The 16,842-nt window shown below is 73.8% G+C and carries 16 protein-coding genes; 2 read left to right on the top strand and 14 right to left on the bottom strand.

Annotated elements, in window-relative coordinates:
- The first annotated feature begins 225 nt into the window (after positions 1-225).
- Together ACFXG1_RS16650 and ACFXG1_RS16645 are read left to right on the top strand one after the other, a co-directional pair.
- Positions 226-705 (top strand): VOC family protein, encoded by a 480-nt coding sequence (locus tag ACFXG1_RS16650; protein WP_384743158.1) that lies wholly within the window; start codon positions 226-228, stop codon positions 703-705.
- A 104-nt stretch (positions 706-809) separates the two neighbouring features.
- Positions 810-1,121 carry an SCO0607 family lipoprotein gene (locus ACFXG1_RS16645; RefSeq protein ID WP_384724462.1) on the top strand — a complete coding sequence of 104 codons (312 nt, stop codon included), beginning with the start codon at positions 810-812 and terminating at the stop codon, positions 1,119-1,121.
- Positions 1,122-1,149: 28 nt separating this feature from the next.
- Here ACFXG1_RS16645 and ACFXG1_RS16640 read toward each other — a convergent pair whose 3' ends face one another.
- The 14 genes from ACFXG1_RS16640 to ACFXG1_RS16575 form a co-directional block, all read right to left on the bottom strand.
- Positions 1,150-1,563 (bottom strand): RidA family protein, encoded by a 414-nt coding sequence (locus tag ACFXG1_RS16640; RefSeq protein WP_384743155.1) that lies wholly within the window; start codon positions 1,561-1,563, stop codon positions 1,150-1,152.
- Positions 1,564-1,676: 113 nt separating this feature from the next.
- Positions 1,677-2,171, bottom strand: coding sequence for a DUF4430 domain-containing protein (locus tag ACFXG1_RS16635; RefSeq protein WP_384743152.1), 495 nt, complete (start codon positions 2,169-2,171; stop codon positions 1,677-1,679).
- Between the two features lie 185 nt (positions 2,172-2,356).
- On the bottom strand, positions 2,357-5,812 hold the full coding sequence (locus tag ACFXG1_RS16630) for an AAA family ATPase (RefSeq protein ID WP_384743149.1): 3,456 nt from the start codon (positions 5,810-5,812) through the stop codon (positions 2,357-2,359).
- Positions 5,813-5,946: 134 nt separating this feature from the next.
- Positions 5,947-6,438: a hypothetical protein gene (locus tag ACFXG1_RS16625; protein WP_384724502.1), complete on the bottom strand. Its 492-nt coding sequence runs from the start codon at positions 6,436-6,438 to the stop codon at positions 5,947-5,949.
- A 389-nt stretch (positions 6,439-6,827) separates the two neighbouring features.
- Positions 6,828-7,022 carry a hypothetical protein gene (locus ACFXG1_RS16620; protein ID WP_384743146.1) on the bottom strand — a complete coding sequence of 65 codons (195 nt, stop codon included), beginning with the start codon at positions 7,020-7,022 and terminating at the stop codon, positions 6,828-6,830.
- A 128-nt stretch (positions 7,023-7,150) separates the two neighbouring features.
- Complete coding sequence (locus ACFXG1_RS16615; RefSeq protein WP_384743143.1) at positions 7,151-8,047, bottom strand: phosphatidylinositol-specific phospholipase C/glycerophosphodiester phosphodiesterase family protein; 897 nt, start codon at positions 8,045-8,047, stop codon at positions 7,151-7,153.
- Positions 8,048-8,159: 112 nt separating this feature from the next.
- Positions 8,160-8,837 (bottom strand): ABC transporter ATP-binding protein, encoded by a 678-nt coding sequence (locus ACFXG1_RS16610; protein ID WP_384743140.1) that lies wholly within the window; start codon positions 8,835-8,837, stop codon positions 8,160-8,162.
- A complete protein-coding gene (locus ACFXG1_RS16605; protein WP_384724273.1) occupies positions 8,830-9,744 on the bottom strand; it encodes an ABC transporter ATP-binding protein in 915 nt (304 codons plus the stop codon). The genes ACFXG1_RS16610 and ACFXG1_RS16605 overlap by 8 nt, the downstream gene beginning before the upstream one ends.
- Positions 9,745-9,842: 98 nt before the next feature.
- Entirely contained in the window at positions 9,843-10,709 is an 867-nt protein-coding gene (locus ACFXG1_RS16600; RefSeq protein WP_384743137.1) for an ABC transporter permease, read from the bottom strand.
- On the bottom strand, positions 10,702-11,667 hold the full coding sequence (locus tag ACFXG1_RS16595) for an ABC transporter permease (protein ID WP_384743135.1): 966 nt from the start codon (positions 11,665-11,667) through the stop codon (positions 10,702-10,704). Before ACFXG1_RS16595 ends, ACFXG1_RS16600 begins: the two co-directional genes overlap by 8 nt.
- 74 nt (positions 11,668-11,741) lie before the next feature.
- Positions 11,742-13,361 carry an ABC transporter substrate-binding protein gene (locus ACFXG1_RS16590; RefSeq protein WP_384743132.1) on the bottom strand — a complete coding sequence of 540 codons (1,620 nt, stop codon included), beginning with the start codon at positions 13,359-13,361 and terminating at the stop codon, positions 11,742-11,744.
- A 114-nt stretch (positions 13,362-13,475) separates the two neighbouring features.
- A complete protein-coding gene (locus tag ACFXG1_RS16585; RefSeq protein WP_384743129.1) occupies positions 13,476-14,594 on the bottom strand; it encodes an acyl-CoA dehydrogenase family protein in 1,119 nt (372 codons plus the stop codon).
- Positions 14,591-15,793, bottom strand: a complete 1,203-nt coding sequence (locus ACFXG1_RS16580; protein ID WP_384724033.1) for an acyl-CoA dehydrogenase family protein — start codon at positions 15,791-15,793, stop codon at positions 14,591-14,593. Before ACFXG1_RS16580 ends, ACFXG1_RS16585 begins: the two co-directional genes overlap by 4 nt.
- Entirely contained in the window at positions 15,790-16,818 is a 1,029-nt protein-coding gene (locus tag ACFXG1_RS16575; protein ID WP_384743126.1) for an NADPH:quinone oxidoreductase family protein, read from the bottom strand. The genes ACFXG1_RS16580 and ACFXG1_RS16575 overlap by 4 nt, the downstream gene beginning before the upstream one ends.
- Between the last annotated feature and the right edge of the window lie 24 nt (positions 16,819-16,842).

The raw sequence follows: 16,842 nt of genomic DNA, 5'->3' as shown, positions 1-16,842 counted from the left end.
GGCCCCCCCCCGCCGCGCCCCCCCGGGGGGGCCGCCCCCGGGCTCCGCCCGGCCCCCGCCCCTCCGGGGTGTCACCGCCCGGCCGGCGTCGCGGGCGTGCGGGGCCGGCCGGGTCCGGCGATGATTTCCGGAGGCGGGACGGGTCCACCTTCCCGAGGGGTCCGTGTGGATGGCGGGCCCGGGAAGCGCGCGGTGCCCCCGCGCCGGGAACCAGGAGCGTGTGACATGCCCCGGATCGTCCCCAATCTCTGGTTCGACACCCAGGGGAAGGAAGCGGCGGAGTTCTACTGCTCGGTCTTCCCCCGCTCCCGCATCACCCGCGTCACCCACTACGGAGAGGCCGGGCCGCGTGCGGCGGGCACCGTGCTGACCGTGGACTTCGAGCTCGACGGTCAGCGTTTCACCGCCATCGACGGCGGCCCGGAGTTCACCTTCGACGAGGCGGTGTCCCTGCTGGTCGAGTGCGACGACCAGGCGGAGGTGGACCACTACTGGGAGGCCCTCACCGCGGACGGCGGCCAGGAGGGTCCGTGCGGCTGGCTGAAGGACAAGTACGGGCTGTCCTGGCAGGTCGTGCCGCGCGGGATGGACGATCTCATCGACGGCCCCGACCGGGCCAGGGCGGACCGCGCCATGCGGGCCGTGCTCACGATGGGCAAGCTCGACCTCGCGGCGCTCATGGCGGCCGCGGACGGCCGCGACTGAACCCGCGGGCCCGGTCCGGGTGCGCGTTGAGTACCCGTACTCAGGCGTCGGCTCGTGCGGTACGCGACAGTGGACGGCGTACCGATACGACAGGAGTCTCCACCGTGCCCGCAGCCCGACCAGGACGCCGCCGGATCACCGCGGCCGCCGCCCTCTCGACCGCCGCCGCGCTCGCCGCCCTGACCGGCTGCGGCACCCTGCTGAAGGATGCCTCCTGCGGCGGCGGCGAGTACCCGGTCCTCGCCGTCGGCACCGGCGGATCGGCCTGTGTACCGGACGGCGAGGAGCCGGGCGAGGGCTGGGCACGCTACCCCGAGGGGAAGGTCCCGCGGCACGTCGACGACAAGTGGGACGTCTACTGGCGGACCCGTACGGTCGACGAACACGGCGAGACAGTCGACCTGCCGCCGTCGTGAGACAGATCCGGCGGGGCGCGGCGTGCGGTCAGCCGCCGGGCCGGTCGACCAGCGCGAACGCCTCGATCTCCATCAGCAGTCCGGGACGGAACAGCGCGGCCACCTGGACGGCGGAACCGGCCGGAAGACGCGTGGAGTCCACGAATTCCCGGCGGACGTCCCGTACGGCCGACAGATGGGCGATGTCGGTCATGAAGTAGGTGAGTTTGACGACGTCGTCGAAGGTCGCGCCGGCCGCCGCGAGACAGCGGCGGAGGTTCTCGAAGACCTGCCGGGCCTGGGCGGCCGGGTCACCGGCGCCGACGATCTCGCCGTCCTCGTCCAGGGCGACCTGCCCCGACACGGCGACCAGCCGCCCGGTGCCGAACACGACATGGGTGTACCCCGTCCCGGGGGCGACTCCGTCGGGGGCGGTGATACGGGTGAGTTCTGTTTCGTTCACCACGTGATCCTCGGTTATCGCGGGCGGTCGCACCAGCGGGTATTCCCGCGGCGGTACGGCCCCGGCCGGGCGGGGCACGGGAGGCCCCGCCCGGCCGGGTGCCCGAAGGGTGCTCAGAAAGCGGTCCAGGTGAAGGCGACCCGGTCACCGGGGTTCAGCTTGAACTGGCAGCCGCCGACCGGGATGGAGGTGCCGTTGACGGATATGTTCCAGTACGCGACCCCGCCGCCGCTGACGTTCTTGACGCTCTCCACGAGGAAGTCGTCGAAGGCCGGGTACCAGGTGCCGTCCCAGTCGAAGTGCCGGGTGCGGGCGGCGTCGTCGAGCGCCGCGGTGGGGGTGGGCACGGCGGTGGGGTGGGCGCCCGCGTTGGTCCCGTCGCACCGGTGGGTGCCGCCGCTCGGGGTGGTGACGTCGTGCCCCCGGGTTCTGACCTTCCCCCGGAACAGGAGTCCTTCGGGTCCCTGGACGGTGACGGACACCCGCACCGGGGCATTGCTCCCGTGTCCCGGGTGTCCCGGGTGCGCGGCGGCGGCGGGGGCGGAGGTCAGGGCGAGCCCGAGAACGGCCGCCGTGGTCAGCGCGCGGCGTCGGAGTGTCGTGGTCAAGGCGGCTGCCTTCCGGGTCGGGCGGCCCGGTGGCGTCGCCGGACGGACCGCGCGGTCGCTGTCCGGCGCCGGGTCGGGCGCCGGAGATGTCGCATCCTAGAAGCGTCCCGGCCCCGGCCGCCAGAGCCCCCGGAAGCGGACGGAGCCGTACCGCACAGCGCGCCGTGCCGGGCCGGTCTTCGTCCTCAGTCGTCGTCCTCAGTCGTCGCCGCCTCCGCGAGCACCGCGGCCGCCGCGGCCGCCCAGGTCTTGGTGCGGGTCAGCACGTCCCGTAGCTCCGCCACGCGCAGGAAGGCGTTCTCACGGTCCCTCAGGACCCGGTCGACGGCCCGCGCCCAGGTGTCGGTGTCGGCGGCGAGATCCCCGGTGACGGGGACCACGAACCGAGCGGCCACCTGCGGCTCCACGGTCTCGCGCAGCAGTTGGCCCAGGCCGCTCTCGGTACTGACGAGTACCGGCACGCCTCGTGTGATCGCCTCGACCCCGACGAGCCCGAAGCCCTCGGTGCGCGAGGGCATCAGGACGAGACTCGCGGTGTCCAGATCGTGGGCGACCGCCGTCTCCTGGGCGGTGTACTCGCGTACGGTCACACTCATCCCGGACGTCTCCGGCCACCCGGTGATCTCGTCGCGCTGCCGCCCCGCGGTACCGGGCGGCGCCCCGCGGACCACCAGCCGGACCTGGCCCGTCCACTCGTCCCGAACCCAGCGGTCGACCTTTCCGCACGCGGCGGCGGCGAGCCGGACGCCCTTCAGTTCGGCGTCGTCGGTACGGCCGAGGAGCAGTACCCGCCACGGCACGCCGCCCGGCGGGGTGCGGGATCCGTCGGCCGCGGGAACGCCGTCGAAGCCCGGGTCGAGCCGGAGCGGGGGCCGGGGCGCCGTGGTGAACTCGGCCTGGTACTGGTCGTACAGCCGGGGTCCGACGGCGACGACCCGGTGCGCCCCGCCGCCCAGCAGCCGTTCGACCTCGGTACGGTCCTCGGCGCGGCGGCCCGCGTCGACGGCGCGGTCCCGTTTGTGCCATTCGATCTCGTCCGGTGCCATATGGACGATGTGCAGCCGCCTGGCCTCGGGATAGAAGTCCTGGGCGAGCCGTTCGGCGGCGGGGCCGGTGATCCGGCCGTGGCCCACGATCAGATCGGGGGTGGTTCCTTCGGGCAGGCCGGGGCGGGCCGCGAGCCGCATATCGGCCGAGCCGCCCGCCACCTGGCGGGCCGGGAGCAGGTTCACCCGGGCGTCGTCGGCGCGGGCCAGCTCGTCGGCGGTCGGGTCGAGGACGACGCAGTACACGTCGGCGCCCGCTGCGCTCAGGGCCCGGCACAGCTCGCGGTTGAAGGTGCTGAGGCCGCCGTGCGACGAGGACCATTCGGTCGCGACGGCGAGGACGACGGGCCGCGCGGGCTCCGGTTCTGACATGGTGCCTTCGGAGGCGGCTTCGGCGGACGCGGATGTCCCGCCGCCCGGGGGGAGGCCGAGGACTTCCTGGGCGTGGCACACCGCCGCGTACAGGTCGACGTCGGTCTCCTCGCGCAGTACCCGTGGATCGGCCGGGTCGGGCCGCATCAGATAGTCCATCCGCTGCCCGGGGACGCCGAGGGACTCCAGTTCGGCCGCGGCGCGGGCGAGCAGTCCGCCCGCCCGGCCGGTGTCGCCGGCCAGCAGTCGGGCCATGGCCCGGTTGTACGTACTGAGGGCGCGGGCGTCGGGGTGGTCCGCCAGTGCCTGGGCGCGGCTTCCCCAGTGCAGTGCCTGGGGCGCGTCGCCGGAGACCAGGGACAGATACAACAGACTGTTGGCCTGTTCCCAGTCCGGGATCAGTTCGAAGGCGAGCCGGAAGTGGCGGAGCGCGGCCTCTCGGTCGCCGTCCGCGTAGTGTTCGTACGCCGCCGCCTTGTGGTTCTCCGCCAGATCTCCGCGGAGCCGTCCGGTGGCGCGGGCCAGCCACTGCTCGGCGGGCCAGCTCCGCAGGGGGATCCGAACCCGTTCGGCGGAGAGTTCACCGCCGAAGGCGGCGATCCGTGCGGCGGCTTCGGCGAACTCGGGCCGCCCGGTCAGTTCGATGTCCTCGTGGTCGGCGGCGTACAGCCAGCGTTCGACGGTCAGTTCGCCGTAGCGGCACCGGACGGTCGTCAGATCGAGCGCGCCGGGCTCCCCGGCACCGAGGATCGCGGAGTGGGCCGTGTCGACGGTGGGGGTGGCGTCGGGGCCGCTGTCGGGCAGGGTGTCCAGGGCGGCGAAGTTGCGGTGCACATCGTCCGCGGACATCGCGGGGCAGCAGGTGGGGAGGATCCGCAGCGGGCTCCGGTCGGAGAAGTCGTGCAGCAGCTTCAGGATCCGGTTGACGAACTGGGACCGGAGTCCGCCGCGGGTCGTGATCTGGGCGTGCGGGGAATCCGGCAGCCGGCCCGTGGTCCACACGCGGGCGTAGATCTCGTCGAGGAGTTCGCTCTCCGCGGCGAAGCCGACGACCTCGGTGTCGGCGAGGATGCCGTCGGCCACCAGCCGGGCGCGGCACCGCTCGAAGTCGGCCCGGGTGATCTGCGGCGGGCCGCCGAGGACATGGGCGAACCAGACCTCGTCGGCCGTGGCGTCGCCGAGGGCCGAGGTGAGGATGTTGAAGGCGATGAGCTGTTCGGTGTCCATCGCCCGTACCGCCCGGATCAGGGGGCGCTCCATCAGATCGCGGCCGGTCTCCAGTTCGGCGCGGATGGCCTCGACGACGTCGGTCGTCAGCTGGAGCGTGTCGGTCAGGCCGCGCTGCCTGCGGGCGAAGATCTCATGGCAGTACAGCTGGATCTCGTAGGGGTTGCCGCCGGTCAGACGCATCAGTTCACCGGCCATCGACGCGGACACCATGGAGGCGGGCAGGCCGATGGCGCGCAGTGGGCGGACCACGCAGTCGAAGACCTCTTCGTGGGTGGTGAACCGCCGGACCTCGATCTCCGTGAACTGGCGGAGTATCTGGGCGTGGACGTCCCGGATCTGGTCGATCAGCCCCGATGTGCCGGCCAGGACGAGGACCAGGCCGTCGACCCGGCTGGTGAGGAAGCGCAGCACGGAGAGCACCCGGGCGTCGGCGGCCATGACCTGGGCCTCGTCGACGAGGAGGACCAAGGGGTGGCGCAGCAGCCCCACGACGCGGGTGAGGTCGGCGCGGAGGGCCGCCTCGGGAACGGGTCCGCCGGGACCGGCGAGCGCGACGGCCTCCGGGAACTGCCACGGGTCGCCGGGGGCGGGGGCGGCGGCCCCGGCCATCACCCGGCGGACCGCGGCCACGTCGAAGGGGGGACCGCCGTCGCGGCCCGCCGGCTCCTCGGCGACGGCCACGGCCAGTTCCTCGTACAGCTTCCGGAAGAACACCACGGGTTCGCCGTCGCCGACGAGGAGTTCGACCCGTACGGTGGTGTATCCGTCCTCGCGCGCCATCCGGTCGATGGCGTTGAGCAGGCTCGTCTTGCCCGCGGCGCGCTGTCCGTGCAGGACGACGCAGACCGAGGGTCTGCCGACTCCCGCCTGCTTCAGCTGGTAGTGGACGGTCGACATCTCCGCGCCCCGGCCGGCGAAGTGCGCGGCGTCGCGCACCGGATTGCGGAAGTCGTACGGATTGCTCAGCCGGGTGATGTCCACGGGCCCCCTCACGTCGGAGCCCCGATCGTACGGTTCCCCCGGCCGCGAGGTGCCGGACGGCCGCGGAATCGGGCCGCCGGTTCCCCGAAGCGGCCGGTCAGGACCGGCGGCTCGGGACGGCTCGGGGCGGGACGGCTCGGGACGGGTCATGACTCGACGGTGACCGCGACCGGGTTCAGTTCTCCGTCGTGCCGGACGACCGGCCAGTAGCCCTCCATCATGTAGCTGTCGCCCGTGTCTCCCATGGCTCCCATGTCTTCGTAGTGGAGTTCGAGTTCGGCGGCGCTGGTGACGGCCAGCGTCGTGGGAACCATGTCCCGGAGGAACGCGGCCTTCTCCTCGGGCGGCTCGTCGCCCGTCGCGCCCCACTCCCACAGATAGCCGGTGGCCCGTGCCCTGACGGTCTCGAAGTCGGCGACGAGGGCGCGGAGCCGGGGCAGCAGGGCGGCGATCGCCCCGGGGTCGAGCGGCGGTTCGGTGGAGTGGGGGGTGTACCCGGAGTCGAGGGTGATCCAGAGGTCCCGGCCCCCGGCCCGTACGGTCACCTCGCGCAGTTCGGCGAGGCGGTCGAGGGCGGCGGTTCCGGAGTCGTCCGGTTCGGACGCGGCCGGGCTCGGCGGGGCTGGGGCGTCGGACACGGGGCCTCCTTCGGCGTACGGGACCGCGGCTCACGGCCCCGTACGCGTCATTGTGTCCCGACCCACCGACAACGCGGCCCGGGCGCCCGCCCGGCCGGGGCCCGGAAGTCGACGCGGACGTCCTGGTCGACCCGCCGGGTGGACGGCGGCGCGCAACGCGGTCGCAACGTCACGGCCGGTTCACTGGGCCGCTCACCCGGCGAACACGGTCTCCCGTCCGTGACCCGCCCGCCCGCCGGCGGACGTCGCCGGGGACGGTGCGGGCCGGTGGCCGCCCACCACCTCCGAGGTGGCCGCCGGGTGGGCCGGGATCCCGGAGCGGAGTCGGCGCCGCTCCGGGACCCCGGCCCTCGCACGTCGGCGCCTCAGTCCCCGACCGCGCCCGCGCGCTACGGGTGGAGGCTGCCGACGACCTCGGCCGTGGCCGCGACGCCCTCGTGGATGGTGGGGGCCATGCTGGTGCCCGCGATGAAGAAGCCGAGCAGGACGCAGACGAGCGCGTGGGAGAACTTCAGCCCGCCGCTCCTCAGGAACACCACAGCCAGAACGACCAGAAGCAGTAGAACCGACACCGAGACCACCATCGCCGACCTCCTCCACCTTGCCAACTTTTGCGCGAATTGCGGCTTTCGCCGGTCAGTCTGGCGCAGGGGAGGATCCGTTCGGCTGTCCGGCGTGTCCGCCGGACGGGTGGTTGGCGCAGGCGACGAGGTCAGCGGCGGCCGTACCGCACGGCGCCGCCGGTGTCGTGGCTGCGCAGAAAGCGTTCCAGGCCCGGCAGATCGTCGGTGTTGAGGTGGTCGACGCCCGCGGCGAGCAGCTCCGCCCATACCGCGTCGCGCGGCGGTCCCGGAGTGTCGGGGGTCGCCCAGGAGCGGATCCGCCGCCCCTCCCGGTGGGCCCTGTCCACCAGGTCGCGCAGCCGGGCCCGTTCGGCCGCCGGGAAGGGGCCCGTGCCCTGCCAGCCGAAGGCCGAGTTCCAGTTGGCGGAGACCAGGGGGGCGAAGGAGGCGGGCGCCGTGGTGCCGAGGTCGTCGAGCCTGCCGTCGTAGAAGGCGTACCGCCGTCGCTGTTCCTCCATCGGCCCGCGCGCCGCCCGGTCGCCGGAGACCACGGCGGTGACGGCGCCGGGGTGGACCCGGTCCCGGGACGAGCGGCTGAACATCCAGTGGTACGCCCGCAGTTGGCGGTCCAGCTCGCGATAGCACGCCACTCCGTCGTGCTTGATGTCGACCAGCAGCTGTACCGGGCGCCGGTGGCCGGGGTGGACCGTGCCGTGGTGGGCCCGTATCCGCTCGCGCAGCGGGTCGAGATAGAGGGATCGCAGGGTGCGGGCGGGGTCGAGTTCGGCGGGGGTGTGGGCGACCAGCAGCTCGCCGTCCACCAGGAAGACGTCCGCCTCCACGCTGGTGAAGCCGTGGGCGAGGGCGTCGTGCAGGGGCCGGGGGTGCAGATAGTCGTTGTGCGCGTGGGCGCGCCGCAGCGGTCGGGTGCCGGGATGGGGCGGGACCGGACGGGCCTCGGCCGCGCGGGCGGTGGCCGGTACGGCGAGGCTCGTGGTGAGGGCGGCGGCGAGGGTCGTCACTGCGCGGCGACGGGTGGTCGGCACGGGGGACCTCCGGTTCGGGGGCGGCGGGTCACCCGAGTATCGGCGCGGGCCGGGCCCGGCGGGAGGGGACTGCCGAGTGTTCGCCCCCCGTACGCCGTCCGCCGCCCGGTGTTCAGCCGGCGGCCGCCTCCGCCGCCGGGGCCACCTCGTCCCAGTGGACGGTACGGTCGCACCACCGGTCCAGCAGGACCTTGTCGTGGCCGACGGCCAGCAGTCCGGCGCCGCTCTCCAGGCGATACGCCTCGACGACGGCCACCAGCGCGGCCGTGGTCGACGCGTCCAGCATCGCCGTCATCTCGTCGCAGACCAGCCAGCGGGGCCGGAGCGCCAGCGCGCGGGCCAGACACGCGCGCTGGAGTTGTCCGTCGCTGACCTCGTGCGGACGGCGGCGCAGCAGATCCGGCGTCAGCCCCACGGCGGCGGACAGTTCGACGGTCCGCTCCGCCGCCCCGGCCCGGCGGCCGTTGGCCCGCAGCGGTTCGGCGATCAGGTCGTGGAGGGTGAGCCGGGGGTCGGCCGAGAGCCGGGGCTGCTGGAACACGACGCCGATCGCGGTCCGCAGTTCGCGGGGGGCCGCGTGGCGCCAGCCGCGGACGGGCGTACCGTCCACGACGACTCCGCCCGACGAGGGCCGGTGCAGCAGGGCGGCGACCCGGGCGAGGGTCGACTTGCCGCAGCCGCTGGGGCCGAGCAGTCCGACGGACTCGCCGGGCGCGAGGGTCAGGGACGCGTCGCGGACGACCGGCGCGGCCCGCTCGTAGCCCGCGGTGACGCGAAGGATCTCAAGCACGGTGGGCCTCCTCGGCCGCCGGGACGACCGGACGGTGACAGGCGAGGCCGTCCGTGAACGCGGGGCGTACGCCGCAGCCGTCGTCGGCCCGGTCGCAGCGGGCGGCGAAGGCGCAGCCCGCGGGCAGGTCGCCCAGTTCGGGCGGCAGGCCGGGTACGGCGGTGAAGCCGCGTTCGGGCAGGGCGTCGAGCAGTCCCCTGGAGTACGGGTGCCGGGGCCCGGGGTCGCCGAAGAAGGACCGGGCGTCCGTCAGCTCGACGATCCGGCCCGCGTACATCACCGCGACCCGGTCCGCGATCCGTTCGGCCGCCGCCAGATCGTGGGTGATCATCAGCAGGGCCCGGCCCTCGTCGGTGTGCCGGCGCAGCTCGTCGGCGGTCCGGTTCACCAGGTCGCGGTCGAGTCCGGTGGTGGGTTCGTCGGCGAGCAGCAGCGGGGCGTCGCCGATGAGGGCGAGCGCCGTCGCGGCGCGCTGGGCGAGCCCGCCGGAGAGTTCGTGCGGATAGCGGTCGAGGTGGTCGGCGGGGAAGGCGGCGCGCTCGGCCGCGGCGACGGACGCCGTGCGGGCCGCTTTGCGCGATACCCCGGTCAGCTCCCGCAGGGTCTCCTCCAGTTGGGCGCCGACGGTCCGTACGGGTGTCAGATGCGCGGCCGGTGACTGCGGTACGAGACCGACGAGCCGGCCGCGTACGGTCCTGGCCAGGGTGCGTTCGTCGGCGCCGAGGAGTTCGGTGCCGGCGACGGTCGCGGTTCCGGCGGTCTCGGCGTTGCCGGGGAGCAGGCCGAGGAGGGCGGAGGCCAGCACGGATTTACCGCAGCCGCTCTCCCCGACCAGGGCCAGGCACTCCCCCGCCGCCAGGTCGAAGCCGGCGCCCGTGACGGCGGCGACATGGCGGCCGCCGCGCATCCGGAACCGTACGGAGAGATCGCGTACCGCGAGTACGGTACGCCCGGACCCGGGGCGCGCCTCCGGCACGTGTGCGCCGTCCGCTCCGATCGTGTCGTTCACAGCATCAGCTCCGATCGGCGGCGCGGGTTGATCCGCTCCCGCCAGGCTCCCGCGAGACCGGCCACCGCGAGGGTGGGGACGATCAGGAAGAGGCCGGGGAAGAGCGTCGGCCACCAGTCACCGGCCAGGAGGGAGCTCCGGGCCGTCTGGATCAGATTGCCCAGGCTGGCCTGGTGGCTCGGGAGCCCCAGGCCGAGGAAGGAGAGCGCCGACTCGTGCCACATGGCGTGCGGCACCATCAGCACCGCCGCGAGCCCGGCCTGCGGCAGGACGGCGGGGATCAGATGGCGGCTGGTGACCCGCCATCGGGACGCGCCGCCGGAGATCGCGGCGTCGATGTACGGGCGGGAGCGCAGCGACAGCACCTCGGAGCGGACGATACGGGCCGTGGAGAGCCAGTGCGTGACCGCGACGGAGACGATCACCGGCCAGACCCCGGGCCGGAACATGGCGACGACGAAGATGCCGAGCAGCAGATGGGGTACCGAGGAGAAGGTGTCGACCAGTCGCATGACCAGCCGGTCGGTCCAGCCGCCGAAGGCCGCGGCGGCGGCGCCGACCAGGGTGCCGACGATCGTGGCGACCAGTGCGGCCACCAACCCGACCAGCAGGGAGATCCGCAGGCCGTAGATGCAGCGCAGCAGCAGATCGCGGCCGACGTCGTCGGTGCCGAAGGGGTGGGCGAGGGACGGCGGCTGGAGCTTCTGCGACAGGTCGACGGCCTGTTCGTCGAGCTGGACGATCGGCGGCACGATCAGGACGGCCAGCACCACGGCGGCGACGATCACCGCCGAGACGGTGACCCGGACGGTACGGGTGGAGCGGCGGGCGTGTCCCCGGGACCGCCAGACCAGGTCAGCCATCGAAGCCCACTCTCGGGTCGGCGAGTCCGTACAGCAGATCGGAGAGGAGGTTGCCGAGCAGTACCGCGGCGGTGGCGAGCACGGTGAGGGCGGCCAGCAGCGGGAAGTCGACCGAGGTGGCCGCCTCGACGGTGGCCGCGGCGATCCCGGGCCAGCTGAAGACGGTCTCGACCAGCAGCGCGCCGGTGATCAGTTCGGGTACCCGGGAGCCGATGAGGGTGAGCATCGGCAGCATCCCGGAGCGCAGGGCGTGCTGGAGCAGGACGGTCCGTTCGCCGATGCCGCGGGCTCGGGCGCCGCGTACCGGGTCCTCTTCGAGTGCGTCGCCGACGCCTTCGCGGACGTAGAGGAAGAACCACGGTGTCTGGGAGAGGCCGAGGACGGCGGCGGGGAGGACGAGATGGGTGGCGACCTGGTCGAAGGTGACGGTGTCGCTGCCGGTGTCGGTGAGTCCGCCGGCGGGCAGGACGCCCAGGTGGAGGGCGAAGAACCAGATGGCGAGGAGCCCGAGCCAGAACGCGGGCGCGGCTTCGAGGGTGTACGCGACGGAGCTGACCGCGCGGTCGAGCCAGCCGCCGCGGCGCCGGGCGGCGAGGACGCCGAGGAGGGTGCCGACGAGGACGGCGAGGGCGAAGGCCGTGACGGCGAGCAGGACGGACCAGCCGACGCGTTCGCCGATGGCGTCGGCGACCGGCCTGCGCAGTACGGCGGAGTCGCCGAGGTCGCCGCTCAGGACGCCGGTGAGCCAGTTCCACCAGCGGCTGACGAGCGGCTCGTCGACGCCGAGGTTGGCGCGGATCCGGTCGAGGTCCTCCTGGCGCGCGGTGAGTCCCGCGGTGCCGGTGTACGCCTTGACCGGGTCGAACGGGGATGCCGCCGCGACGGCGAACACGCCGAAGGTGACGGCGAGGAGGACCGGGATCGCGAAGAGGGCCCGACGGCCCGCCATGCGGGCCATCGGACCCCATGGCGTCCGGCGGCGCCCCGGCCGGGGCGCCGCCTTCCGTCCGGCGGCCCCGGTGAGGGCGCCGGTCACTTCTTCGGGGTCCAGTCCTCGACGTTCCACCAGGGGCCGGAGGCCAGTCCGTGCTCGTGGCCCTCGACCTGGGTGCTCGGGCCGTCCCACGCGTCGTTGACGACGTACAGGTGGTCGATGTGGGTGAGGAAGGTGTAGCCGGGGTTCTTCACCAGCTCGCGCTGGACGGTGTCGTACGCCGTCTTCCGCTCGGCCGCCTCGCCGCTCTGGCGGCCCTTGACGAGGGCCTGGTCGACGGCCGGGTTGTCGTACCAGCCCATGTTGTTGAAGCCGTCGCCCGCCACGGTGGAGGTCAGCAGGAGGTACTGGTCGAAATCGGGGTCGGCCGGGGCGCCGCCGCCCGCGAGGACGGCGTCCTGCTTCATCCGCGGCTCGATGACCTCCCAGGGACCGGACTGGGTCTTGATGGAGATCCCGGCCTTCTTGGCGTCGGAGGCGTAGGCGAGGGCGTGGTCCTGGCGGAGCTTGTCACCGGCGGGGTACCAGAGGGTGAACTCGGCGCGGACGCCGTCCTTCGCCCGGACCCCGTCGCCGCCGGCCCGCCAGCCCGCGTCGTCGAGGATCTTCTTCGCCCGGTCGAGGTCGTGGGCGCGCTCGGTGCCCTTCGTGAACCACTCGCTGTCGGTCGGTACGGGACCGTAGGCGGGCTTCCCCGCGCCTTCGAGGATCTTGTCCACCATGGCCTCGCGGTCGACGGCGACATCGAGGGCGCGGCGGACGGCGAGGTCGCCGGTGACCTTGTTGCCGGTCGGCAGGGTCACGGTCCGGTAGTCGTAGGTGGTGGCGGTGTGGGTCTTCTTCGACTTGTCGCTCTTGAAGCCGGCGGCCAGGTTGGGCGGCAGGATGGCGCCGTCGAGGTCGCCGGCGCGCAGCCGGGTGGCGCGGACGTCGTCGTCCTTGATGACGGCCATGGTGAACTTCTTCACCGCGGGCGCGCCGCCCCAGTAGGAGGGGTTCGCCTTGAAGCTGATCTTCTCGCCCTTGGACCAGCCGCTGAGGACGTACGGTCCGGTGCCGACGGGCCGGGTGGTGAAGGGCCCGGTGTTCACGTCCTGTCCGGTGACGACGTGCTTCGGCACGATCGGGTGGACGGTGCGGTGCGCGAACGGCGCGTACGGGTACTTCAGGGTGAAGACGACCGTGTCGTCGCCGGTGGCCTCGACGTTCTTGATCGCGTCGAGTTCGGACTTGGAGGCGTTGTTCGTCTTCGGGTCGAGGATCGTCCGGTAGGTGAAGACGACGTCGGCGGCGGTGAAGGGCTTGCCGTCGCTGAAGGTGACGTTCTCGCGCAGGGTGTAGGTGTACGTCAGCCCGTCGGGGCTCACCTTCGGCAGGGCGGCGGCGAGCGCGGGCTTCAGCCGCATGTCGGTGCCCAGGGCGAGCAGCCCGTCGAAGATCTTGGAGTTGCCGTCCTTGCCGAAGCCGAGCAGGGGGCTGAGGCTCTCGGGCTCCGTACCGATACCGACGACGGCCGAGTCGCCGGAGCCGTCGGACCCGGCTCCCCCCGGGTTGGAGCAGGCCGCGAGGCCCGCCGTGAGCGCGGCGGCCAGGGCGACGACCGCCGCCTTGCGTATACGACGGCCGGAACGGTCCCGGCGGGCCGATGGAGCGGACACGCTACCCACACCCCTAATGAAGATCCACGGTTCTTGCGAATGCCATGCAATTAAACCGCACGGCGCGATCGCAAGGCAGGGGGACCCTCGCGTTCCGTTCCGCTTCTCCGCAGGTCAGGGCGCGGGCAGTGGGATCAGCTCGGCGAGCTGTGCCCGGTGTGCGCCCGGGGAACCCAGTGCGAGCTGGGCGGATTTCGCGCGCTTGAGATAGAGATGCGCGGGGTGCTCCCAGGTCATGGCGATCCCGGCGTGGAGTTGGACACACTCCTCGGCGGCGCGCACGGCGGTGCCGGAGACGTACGCCTGGGCCACGGCGACCGCGACGGCGAGGTCGGGGGCGCCGGTGGCGAGGGCGTCGGCGGCGTTCCTGGCGGCGGCGCGGGCCGATACCAGCTCCAGCCAGAGCCGGGCCATCCGGTGTTTCAGCGCCTGGAAGGAGCCGACGGGGCGGTTGAACTGGCGGCGCTCACGGGTGTGGCGGACGGTCGCCTCCAGACACCACTCGGCGACGCCGAGCTGTTCGGAGGCGAGGAGTCCGGCGCCCGCGAGCAGTCCGCGCCGGACCGCGGGGTCCGCATCGGCGGGGTGCCCCAGCCGGGTCCCGGCACCGGCGGGGCAGGTCACGGCGGCGAGCGGCCGGGTGAGATCGAGGACGGTCAGTGGCTCGACGAGGGCGTCGGCGGCGTCGACCGCGTAGAGGCCGTCCGGCCGGGGCACGAGGAGCACATCGGCGACGGTCGCGTCCGCGACGCCGGTGATCCGGCCGTCGGCGGGCGGGGGCGGCGGGGCGTAGGGGCCGGCGGAGAACGGGACGGCGAGGACGGCGGTCGTCCGGCCGGCCGCGATCCCGGCCAGCAGCCCGGCGACATCGGCCCGGCCGGTATCGAGGGCGAGCAGGGTCTCGGTGGCGATGACGCAGCCGGTCAGCACGGGGGCGGGGGTCACCGCCCGGCCCACTTCCTCCAGCACGACGGCCGCTTCGCGATGGCTCGCGCCCTGCCCGCCGAGTGCCTCGGGGACGAGCAGCCCGGCGGCACCGATCCCGGTGCCGAGCGCCTCCCACAGGCCGCGGTCGTACGGATCCCCGGCCTCGGCCCGTTCGAGCAGGGCGGGCACGTCGGCACGGTCGTCGAGCAGGGCGCGGACCGAGGCGCGCAGCGCCTCATCGGTATCGGAGTAGAGCAGGTTGGGGCCGGTCTCCCCGGCCGGGGGCCGGGCGGGGTCGGGGCTCATCGGGACAGGTCCTTCCACGGGATGTCCTTGTCGTCGCGCGGTTCGGCGGGGAGGCCGAGGACGCGTTCGGCGACGATGTTCAGCAGTACCTCGGTCGTGCCGCCCTCGATGGAGTTGCCGCGGGCGCGCAGATAGCGGTAGCCGGTGTCGCGGCCGGTGAAGTCGACCCGGTCGGGGCGCCGGAGCGTCCAGTCGTCGTACAGCAGCCCTTCACCGCCCCGCAGTTCGACCTCCAGGCCGCTGGCGCGCTGGCTGAGTTCGGCGAAGGCGAGTTTCACGGCGCTGCCCTCGGGACCCGGGTGTCCCGCGGTGAGTGACTGCCGCAGCCGTTCGGCGGTGAGCCGGGCGACCTCGGCCTCCACCCAGAGACCGAGCAGTCGCTGGTGCAGATCGTGGGTGCGCAGATCGGGGCGGTCGCGCCAGAGCGCGGCGGCCTTGCCGATCATGCCGCCCTCCCGGGGCAGCCGGGCGCCGCCGATGGAGACGCGTTCGTTCATCAGGGTGGTGCGGGCCACCCGCCAGCCGTCGCCGACGGCGCCCAGCCGGTGGGCGTCGGGAATCCGCACCCCGTCGAGGAGGACCTCATTGAACTCGGCCTCGCCGGTGATCTGGCGCAGAGGGAGGACGTCGACGCCGGGCGCGGTCATATCGCAGACGAAGTAGGTGAGCCCCCGATGTTTGGGGACGGCAGGGTCCGTACGGGCGACGAGGATCCCCCAGCGGGCGATATGGGCGCTGGACGTCCAGACCTTCCGGCCGTCGACGATCCAGTCGTCGCCGTCGCGGACGGCGCGGGTGGCGAGCGCGGCGAGATCGGATCCGGCGCCCGGCTCGCTGAAGAGCTGACACCACACCTCGTCGCCGGTCCACAGCGGGCGCAGAAAGCGCCGTCGCTGCTCGTCGGTGCCGTGGGCGAGGACGGTCGGGGCGGCCATCCCGAGGCCGATACCGATGCGGTGGGGGTCGTTGCCGGGGGCGCCCGCGGCTTCGAGTTCGGCGTCCACCACGGGCTGGAGGGCGCGGGGCGCGCCGAGCCCGCCGAGCCCTTCCGGGTAGTGCACCCAGGCGAGTCCGGCGTCGAAGCGGGCGCGGAGGAAGTCGGCGGGGGCGGTGGCGGCGGGCGGCCGGGCGGCGATGAGGTCCCGGGCCCTGGCGCGCAGCGCGGCGGCGTCCGGCGCGGCGGAGTCCTCGTACGTCATCGGGTGTCGCCCCCGGTCGCGGTGCGAGCGCCGGTGCCGGTGCTGGTGCCGGTGCCGGTGCCGGTGCCGGTGCCGGGGAGGACGACGAGGCGTCCGGTGGTGGTGCCGTCGGCGACACGCTGCACGGCGCGGGCCGCGTCGGCGAGGGCGACGCGGTCGCCGATCAGCGGGGCGACGACGCCGTCGGCGGCCAGCCGGGTCAGCTCGGTATGGCAGGCGCGGACGGCGTCCGGGTCGTGCCGCCGGTACAGGCCCCAGTGGAGGCCGAGGACGGCGTAGTTCTTGACCAGGGCGTGGTTGAGGGCGGGGGCGGGTACGTCGCCGCTGGCGAAGCCCACGACGACGATCCGGCCCTCGAAGGCGACGCACTTCGCCGACCAGGCGTACGAGGCGCCGCCGACGGGGTCGTAGACGACGTCCGCGCCCCGGCCGGCCGTGGCATCGCGGACGGCCTCGACGACGTCGTCGCTCCGGCGGTCGACGACGAGATCGCAGCCGAGGTCATGGGCGACGCGCGCCTTGCCGGGGCCGCCGACGACCCCGATGACGCGGGCCCCGGCCGCCTTGCCGAGCTGGACGGCGGCGCTGCCGACGCCACCGGCCGCCGCGTGGACCAGGAGGGTCTCCCCCGGTCGCAGGGCGGCCCTGCGGTGCAGCGCGAACCACGCCGTCTGATAGCCGACGGTCAGGGCGGCGGCCCCGGCGTCGTCGAGCGCTTCGGGCGCGGGCAGGACCGTGGCGGCGTCCGCGACGGCGTACTCGGCGAAGCCGCCGTACGGCAGGGCGGCGGTGGCGACGATCCGGCGCCCGTCCTCGGTCTCGCCGCAGAGTTCGACACCGGGCGTGAACGGCAGCGGCGGGCGGACCTGGTACTGCCCGCGGCACAGCAGCGCGTCCGGGAAGTTGACGTTCGCGGCTCTCACCCGCACCAGCAGCCCGTCAGGACCGGGGGTCGGCGGCTCCGTCTCCTCCAGCCGCATCACCTCGTGCGGCTCGCCGTGCCGGTGCACTCGCCATGCCTGCATCCGGGACCCTCCACAAACCATCGG

The sequence above is a fragment of the Streptomyces sp. NPDC059248 genome, assembly GCF_042753905.1.
Classification (GTDB): Bacteria; Actinomycetota; Actinomycetes; order Streptomycetales; family Streptomycetaceae; genus Streptomyces.
Note: the sequence above shows the minus strand (reverse complement) of the source record. Positions and strands in the feature narration are given on the sequence as shown.